The organism is Frankia sp. CoBUL1, from assembly GCF_978021245.1.
On the sequence record NZ_CDXDOS010000156.1, the window covers coordinates 1 to 7,934 of the forward strand.

At 73.0% G+C, this 7,934-nt stretch carries 4 protein-coding genes; 2 read left to right on the forward strand and 2 right to left on the reverse strand.

Annotation, left to right across the window (positions count from 1 at the left end):
* Positions 1-280: 280 nt before the first annotated feature.
* Positions 281-1,906, reverse strand: coding sequence for a malate synthase A (gene aceB / locus AC08OX_RS12075; RefSeq protein WP_476607909.1), 1,626 nt, complete (start codon positions 1,904-1,906; stop codon positions 281-283).
* 83 nt (positions 1,907-1,989) lie between these two features.
* Complete coding sequence (locus AC08OX_RS12080; protein ID WP_476607910.1) at positions 1,990-3,249, reverse strand: glutamate-5-semialdehyde dehydrogenase; 1,260 nt, start codon at positions 3,247-3,249, stop codon at positions 1,990-1,992.
* 336 nt (positions 3,250-3,585) lie between these two features.
* On the opposite strand from AC08OX_RS12080, the gene AC08OX_RS12085 reads away from it, so the two are divergent.
* Together AC08OX_RS12085 and AC08OX_RS12090 are read left to right on the forward strand one after the other, a co-directional pair.
* On the forward strand, positions 3,586-4,773 hold the full coding sequence (locus AC08OX_RS12085; RefSeq protein ID WP_476607912.1) for an exonuclease SbcCD subunit D: 1,188 nt from the start codon (positions 3,586-3,588) through the stop codon (positions 4,771-4,773).
* The gene (locus tag AC08OX_RS12090) at positions 4,773-7,883 is read left to right on the forward strand and encodes an AAA family ATPase (protein WP_476607911.1); all 3,111 of its coding nucleotides are present in this window, start codon (positions 4,773-4,775) and stop codon (positions 7,881-7,883) included. Before AC08OX_RS12085 ends, AC08OX_RS12090 begins: the two co-directional genes overlap by 1 nt.
* Positions 7,884-7,934 lie beyond the last annotated feature (51 nt).

The following is a 7,934-nucleotide window of genomic DNA, read 5'->3' on the forward strand; positions in this document are numbered from 1 at the left end:
GGCTCAATCGCCTCGTCCGCGAGGTATCCGGTCACGCGAAGCCGTTCCCGCACATCAGCGACGTCGGCGAAAGCGTGTTCCTGCAGCGACATGGCCACCTTCCGTCCGTCCCCGTGTCAGGCATCGCCACGTCCATACTGCCAGGCTGGCGCCGCAGACGGGTGACTACGCCTTGCGCGCCGCCGTCCGCCGGGTGGATATCCACGGGCTGCTCATCGACCTGTTCGCCGCCGGTTCACCCGGGGATTCTCCCGAGGTGTTCGCCTGGGTGTTCGCCGGTTCAGTCGATCCGCTCGTAGGCGGGAAGAGTAAGGAACTCGACGAAGGTCTCGCCGAGCGCCGTCTCCTCGAACACCGCCGCCGCGTCCTTCCAGCGACCGTTGTCGAAGGCGGCCGCGCCGATGGAGAGCCGGATCTGGTCCAGCACCTCCGCCAGAGTGGTCCGGACCAGATCGGCCGTGACCGGACGGCCGTCGTCGAGCACGACCCCGGCGGCTATCCACTGGAAAATCTGACTACGGGAGATCTCAGCGGTGGCGGCGTCCTCCATCAGGTTGTCGATGCCGACCGCCCCGATCCCACGCAGCCAGCTCTCCAGGTAGCGCACCCCGACGCTGATGTTCCCGCGGACCCCGGCCGCGGTGACGGAACCCGGAGTGTCGCGCACCGCCAGCAGGTCGCCGGCGCCGACCTTGACGTCGTCACGCAACCGGGTGAGCTGGTTCGGCTCGTCGCCGAGCACCGCATCGAAGACCTCGGTGCACACCGGCACCAGGTCAGGGTGCGCCACCCAGCTCCCGTCGAACCCGTCCGCGGACTCCCGCTCCTTGTCGGCGCGCACCTTCGCCAGGGCCGCGGCGTTGATCTCGGGGTCGCGCCGCGACGGGATGAACGCCGCCATCCCGCCGATCGCGTGCGCGCCGCGGCGATGACAGGTGGAGACCAGCAGCTCGGTGTAGGCGCGCAGAAACGGCACCGTCATCGTCACGCCGTTGCGGTCGGGCAGCAGGAACTCAGTCGGCCGGGACGCGAACGTCTTGATGGTGGAAAACATGTAGTCCCAGCGGCCAGCGTTGAGTCCGGCGGAATGCTCCCGCAGCTCGTAGAGGATCTCCTCCATCTCGAAGGCGGCGGGCAACGTCTCGATGAGAACGGTCGCCCGGATGGTGCCGACGGGCAGGCCGAGCTCGGCCTGCGCCGCGGTGAACACGTCGTTCCACAGCCGGGCCTCGAGATGACCCTCCAGCTTCGGCAGGTAGAAGTACGGCGCCACGCCCGTAGCACGCAGGGCGTGCGCGTTGCGGACCAGGTACATTCCGGCGTCGAAGAGCGCGGCGACGATCGGCTCCCCGTCGACGGTGACGTGCCGCTCCGGCAGGTGCCAGCCGCACGGGCGCACCACGAGCGTCGCCGTGGACTCGTCGAGCTCGTAACGACGGCCGTCGGGCGAGGTGAAGGCGAGCGTGCCGGCGACGGCCTCACTCAGGTTGTGCTGTCCGACGACCATGTTCGACCAGGTCGGCACGTTGGCGTCCTCGAGGTCCGCCATGAAGACCCGGGCACCGCTGTTGAGCGCGTTGATGAGCATCTTGGCGTCGGTCGGGCCGGTGATCTCGGCCCGACGGTCGACCAGCCCCGGCGCCGGCGACGCGACCCGCCAGTTCCCGGCCCGGATGTCGGCGGTCTGCGGCAGGAAGTCCAGGGCGGCCCCGGCTGCGATCGCGGCGCGGCGGGCGGCCCGGGCGGCGAGCAGTTCGGCACGCCGGCCGGCGAACGTGCGGTGCAACCCGGCGACGAAGGCCAGCGCGTTGTCGGAGAGCACCGCGTCGACCTGCTCCGCGGTGAGCCCCGGCACGGTCCGCACCGCGGACACCCCGTGCACCGTCACCCCGTCCAACGAGCCCATACCTATTCCCTTCCCGGTTCCGTTGCGTCCCGGACGGCCCGATCCGGCGGGCCCGGTGACCCGGGCCTCAGGTGACCCGGGCCTCAGGTGACCAGATGCCCGTCGCCGACGCCGACCCACGTCGTCGAGGTCAGCTCGGGCAGCCCCATCGGGCCGCGGGCGTGCAGCTTCTGGGTCGAGATGCCGATCTCGGCGCCCATCCCGAACCGCTCCCCGTCGGTGAAACGGGTCGAGGCGTTCACCATGACGGCCGCGCTGTCGCAGGTCGTGATGAACCGCCGCGACGCCGGCAGGGACCGGGTGACGATCGCCTCGGTGTGCCCGCTGCTCCAGCGCCGGATGTGCGCGACCGCGTCGTCGAGGGAGTCGACGACGGCGACGGCCATATCCAACGACAGGTACTCGGCCGCCCAGTCGCCGTCGGTGGCGGGCAGCACCCGAGGATCGACGGCGCACACCGTCTCGTCGCCGTGCACGGTGACCCCGGCATCGTGCAGGGCGGCCAGCACCCGGGGCAGGAACTCCCCGGCCACGCCGGCATGCACGAGCAGGGTCTCCGCCGAGTTGCACACCGAAACCCGCTGGGTCTTCGCGTTGACGGTGATCGCGAGCGCCTGGTCGAGGTCGGCATCGGCGTCCACATACACGTGGCAGTTGCCGACCCCGGTCTCGATGACGGGCACCGTCGACTCCTCGACGACCGCCCGGATCAGACCCGCGCCACCCCGCGAGATGAGCACGTCGACGAGCCCGCGCAGCCGCATCAGGTGCTTGACCGCATCGTGGTCCACCCCGGGGACGAGCTGCACCGCGTCCGCCGGCAGGCCGCTCGCGACGGCGGCGCCGCGCAGCACCGCCACCAGCGCGGTGTTGGAATGTAGCGCGGAGGCGCTCCCGCGCAGCAACGCGGCGTTGCCGCTCTTGAGACACAGGCCCGCGGCGTCCACCGTGACGTTCGGCCGGGCCTCATAGATGATCCCGACGACACCGAGAGGCACCCGGATCTGGCGCAGCTCCATCCCGTTCGGCAACACCCGGCCGCGCACGACCTCGCCGACCGGGTCCTCCAACGCCGCGACCTGACGCAGGCCGTCGGCCATGCCGGCGAGCCGGGCCGGGGTGAGGGTGAGCCGATCGACCATCGCCCCGGCGGTGCCCGCCGCCCGCGCGGCGGCGAGGTCCTCGGCGTTCGCGGCGAGAATCTCCGCGGAACGGGCGATCAACGCGTCGGCCATGGCGAGCAGCGCGCGGTCCTTCTCGGCGCGGCTGCGCGGCGCCAGCAGGGCCGCCGCCGCCTTGGCACGGACGGCGCTGCCTCGGACATCCTCCGCAGAGGTGCTCATCTCGGGTCCTCCGTTAGGCGGGCGCCGCGGCGCTGCCCGCCGCTACGAGGCTACCGGTGGCTCGGCGGTCGTGCCGTTCATCGCTCCTCACCCGTATCCGTCGCCTACACCCACGTCCGTCGCCTACACCCGCATCCGTCACCTACACCCGCATCCGTCACCTACTCATCCCTGCATCCGCGACCTACTCATCTCCTTATCCCGTTATCCAGATCTGCGATCCGCCAGGTCCGCGACAGGCAGGGACCCGGAACGGTGATAACCGGAACAGCCGGAAAGGCGCGCAGTTCGGACCCCCATGACGATCATCTCGACGGGATTGCCTACCGTGGTCGCATGCGTGCGCTGCACACGTCCGACTGGCATCTCGGGCGTGGCCTGTACGGTCACGACCTGATGCCGGCCCAGGCGGCCTTCGTCGATCATCTCGTCGACGTCGTCCGTTCCGAGGGCGTTGACGTCGTGCTCATCGCCGGCGACGTGCACGATCGGGCGATCCCGCCGGTGGGCGCGCTGGAGCTCTTCGACGAGGCGCTCTCCCGACTGCGCGATGCCGGCGCCCGGGTCGTGGTGATCAGTGGCAACCACGACGCGGCCCGCCGGCTCGGCGACAAGGCCGGCCTGCTCGACCCCCGCGTCCGCATCCGGACGGATCCGGCCGCGGTCGGGGATCCGGTCGTCGTCGAGGATCCCGCCGGGGCGGTCCGGGTGTACGCGATTCCCTACCTGGAGCCGTCGGCGGCGAACTCCCAGCTTCCCGAACCGGCGCAGGCGCCATCTGGCTCGGACGTCCCGGCCGCCGGGATCCCCGCCGCGACGATGCACCAGGCGATGCACCGGGCGATGCACGCAGTGCGGGCCGACCTCGCACGGTATCCGGATGCCCGGTCCGTCGTGGTGGCGCACGCCTGGGTCACCGGCGGGGCGGCGAGCGAGAGCGAACGCGACATCAGCGTCGGCGGGGTGGGCAATGTGCCGGCCCAGTTGTTCGAGGGGATCACCTATACCGCGCTCGGCCATCTGCACCGGCCACAGGCGATCGCCCCGTCCGTCCGCTACAGCGGATCGCCACTGGCCTACTCCTTCTCGGAGTCCGGCGACGCGAAAGCGTCACTGCTCGTCGAGATCGGTCCGACCGGGCTGGGGAACGTGACCCGCATCGGCGTTCCCGCCCGGCGGCGGATGGCCCTGCTGCGCGGCAGTCTTGCCGACCTCCTCACCGACCCCGCCCATGCCCCGCACGAGGCCGACTTCGTCTCCGCTGTGCTGACCGACCCCGTCCGCCCCATGGACGCCATGGCCCGGTTGCAGCGCCGGTTCCCCTTCGCCCTGCGGCTCGCGCACGAACCGGAGACGGAACCAGACGAGATACTCAGCTTCGGCCGGCGGACCCGGGGACGCTCGGAGCTGGAGATCGCCGAGGCCTTCGTCGCCCATGTACGCAGCGCTCCCTCGGCTCGGGAACGTGCTCTGCTCGCCGAAGCCCTCGGCGCCGCCCGCCGGGCCGAGGAGGAAGTCGCCTGATGCGTCCCCACCACCTGACCCTGGCGGCGTTCGGCGCCTTCCCCGGCACCGTCGAGATCGATTTCGACGTCCTCGGCAGCGGCGGCCTGCTCCTGCTCTGCGGGGAGACCGGGGGCGGCAAGACGACGCTGCTCGACGCGGTCGGGTTCGCGCTGTTCGGCCGGGTGCCGGGGATGCGCGGGGAGGTCTCCGGGCCGCCGGACCTGCGCTCGCACCACGCCGCGGCATCCCTACGGCCGGAGGTGACGCTGGAGTTCACGGTGGCGGCGGGACGTTTCCGGATCACCCGCGGCCCCGCCTGGGACAAGCCGAAACGCGGCGGCGGGACGACCCGCGCCCATCCGACGGCACGGCTGGAACGGTTCGACGGCGCCGGCGGCTGGGAGACGGTCGCCACCCGCATGGAGGACGTCGGCCATGAGATCGACCTGCTCGTCGGCATGAGCGACAAGCAGTTCTTCCAGGTCATCATGCTCCCGCAGGGACGCTTCGCCGACTTCCTCCAAGCCGACCACGGTGCGCGCGAGAAGCTCCTGAAGCGGCTGTTCCACGTCAACCGCTTCGAGTACGCCGAGCAGTGGCTGCTGGACCAGGCAAAGACCGCCGCCGAACGGCTGGCGCTGGCCCGCGCCGAGCTCGACCGGGTGACCGCCCGGGTCTCGCAGGTGGCGGCCGTCGACGAGCCGGAGGATCCGACGGCTGACGCCGGCTGGGCCTCGGACCTCGCCGGGACCGCCGCGGCGGCGGCCATCTCGGCCGACGAGGCGGCCGGCGCGGCGGCAGCGCGGCGCACCGCGGCCGAGGAGGCCTTGGACCAGGCACGCGACCTCGCCCGACGCGTCGGGCAGCGCCGGGTACTGGCCGCCCGGCAAGAGGAGCTCGCGGCACAGGCGCCCCGGATCGAGCTGCTCGCCACCGAGTTGGACTCGGCCCGCCGGGCCGCCGTCGTCGCACCCGCCCTGGGCGAGGTCCACCGCCGCGCCGCCGAGGTCCACCGGGCCGAGGCCGCCGAACGAGACGCCCGGGACCGGCTCGGACGCCATCCATCCGGGCTCCTTCCCGGGGAACCCGCCCCCTCGGGACCGCTGCCCGAGGAGGGCACCGGGAGGCCTGCCGAAGCACCTGCCGAGGAACTCGCCCGCCTGGCCCGCCTCGCCCACACCGAGACCGGGCGACTGGGAACGTTGGCCGACACCCTCGCCGCCGCCGAGCAGGACGCCGAGGAGGCCGCCGGGGCCGACCAGGATACGGCCGCCTACACCCGGTCCGCCGCCGAACTCGCCGAGGCGATCAGCGTCACGCTGCCCCGCGCCCGCGTCGAGGCCGAGGCCCGGGTGGAGGTCGCCCGGCGGGCCGGCGCCGCTCTGCCCGGCCTGGTCGAACGGGCCCGGTGGGCCAAGGAGCTGGCCTCCGCCGTCCGGGAGGGGCGGCAGGTGCGGACCGTGGCCGACGAGGCCGAACGAGACGCATCCGCGGCCCGGACCCACGCATCCGACCTCCGGCGGCAGCGATTCGACGCCATCACCGCCGAACTCGCCGCCGCGCTTGTCCATGACACGCCCTGTCCGGTCTGCGGGGCCCTGGAGCATCCCGACCCGGCCGAAACCCGGGCCGACCATGTGAGCAAGGACGCCGAGACCGCGGCCGGGCAGGAGGCGGACCGGCTCGCCGACGCCGCGACGAGGGCGGGCCGGGCGGTAGCCCACTGGGAGTCCCGGGTCCGGGCGCTGCACGCCGACCTGGTCGGCCCAACGGACCCGGACCACAGCGCGAACCCGGACGACCGCGTCGAGGCCGCCTTCGCCGAGATCCGCGCGCTTCCGGTCGCGACGCTGCTGGGCGGCTCCGGGGCGCCGGTCGCGGATCGGCTCGATGAACTCGCCGCCGTGCTGACCCACGCGGTCCGCGCCCGGACCCGGGCGGCGAAGAAGCTCGCCGCGGCGGAGGCCGCGTTGCGCGAGGTCCACGAGAACGAGAAGGAGACCGCGGCCCGCCATTCCGCCGCACGGACCGCGGCGCAGGCGGCCCGGGAACGCGCGGCGGACGCCCGGGACCGCGCCGCCCGACGGCTCGCCGGCGTTCCGGCGGAGCTATGCGACCCCGACGCCCTGGCCGCGCGCCGCCGTGCCGTCACCGCCCTCGCCGCCGATCACGAGGCCGCGCAGGCCGCGGCCCTGGCTGCCGAGCAGGCCCGGGCCGAACACATCCGCGCCGGGACGGCCGCCCTCGACCAGGCGCGGCAGGCGGGGTTCTCCGACCTGGACGACGCCGCCGAGGCCGTGCGGGACTCCGACTGGATGCGCCGCGCCGCGGACGAGGCCCGGGCCCATCGGGACGAGCTCGTCGCCGTCGGGGCCAGGCTGGCGGGCGAGGATCTCGCCGTCGATCCGGGCACCGAGGTCCCGCTGGCCGACCACGAGACGGCCGTGACCGACGCCCGTGAGGTCGACGAGAGCGCGCTCGCCACGGCCGCACGCGCCCGGGAACGGGCCGAGCGGCTGGCCGCGCTGGTCACGGAGTTCACCGAGAAGCTCACTACCCTGGATCCGCTGCGAGAGGCGGCGGACGAGCTGCGGGGACTCGCCGATCTGGCCGCCGGGCGGGGTGCCAACACCGAGCGCATGCCGCTGTCCAGCTTCGTGCTGGCGGCCCGGTTGGAAGAGGTGGCCGCCGCCGCCAGCCATCGGCTCGCGGCGATGAGCGGCGGTCGGTTCACCCTGGTGCACGACGCGGGGGAAAGCCGCGACAAGCGTCGGCGCGCCGGCCTCGGGCTACTGGTCGACGACGCCTGGACCGGCCGGCAGCGCGACACGGCCACCCTGTCCGGCGGGGAGACCTTCCAGGCGGCGCTGTCACTGGCCCTCGGGCTCGCCGACGTCGTGACGGCCGAGGCGAGAGGCCGGCGGATGGACGCGCTGTTCATCGACGAGGGTTTCGGCACGCTCGACCCGGGCAGCCTCGACGAGGTGATGACCGTTCTCGACGAACTGCGTTCCGGCGGCCGGCTCGTCGGCGTCGTCAGCCATGTCACCGAACTGCGCCAGCGCATCCCGAACCAGATCCGGGTCGTCAAAGGGGTCGGCGGCAGCCGGGTCGAGACCACGTCCTGACCCGGACACACCACTACTCGGCTGGCCTAGCCGGGAAAACCGCCCCCCAGG

Coding starts and splice junctions, on each gene's coding strand:
- aceB (WP_476607909.1), bottom strand. CDS start 1,906: ATGGGCTCGTTGGACGGGGTGACGGTGCACGGGGTGTCCGCGGTGCGG.
- AC08OX_RS12080 (WP_476607910.1), bottom strand. CDS start 3,249: ATGAGCACCTCTGCGGAGGATGTCCGAGGCAGCGCCGTCCGTGCCAAG.
- AC08OX_RS12085 (WP_476607912.1), top strand. CDS start 3,586: ATGCGTGCGCTGCACACGTCCGACTGGCATCTCGGGCGTGGCCTGTAC.
- AC08OX_RS12090 (WP_476607911.1), top strand. CDS start 4,773: ATGCGTCCCCACCACCTGACCCTGGCGGCGTTCGGCGCCTTCCCCGGC.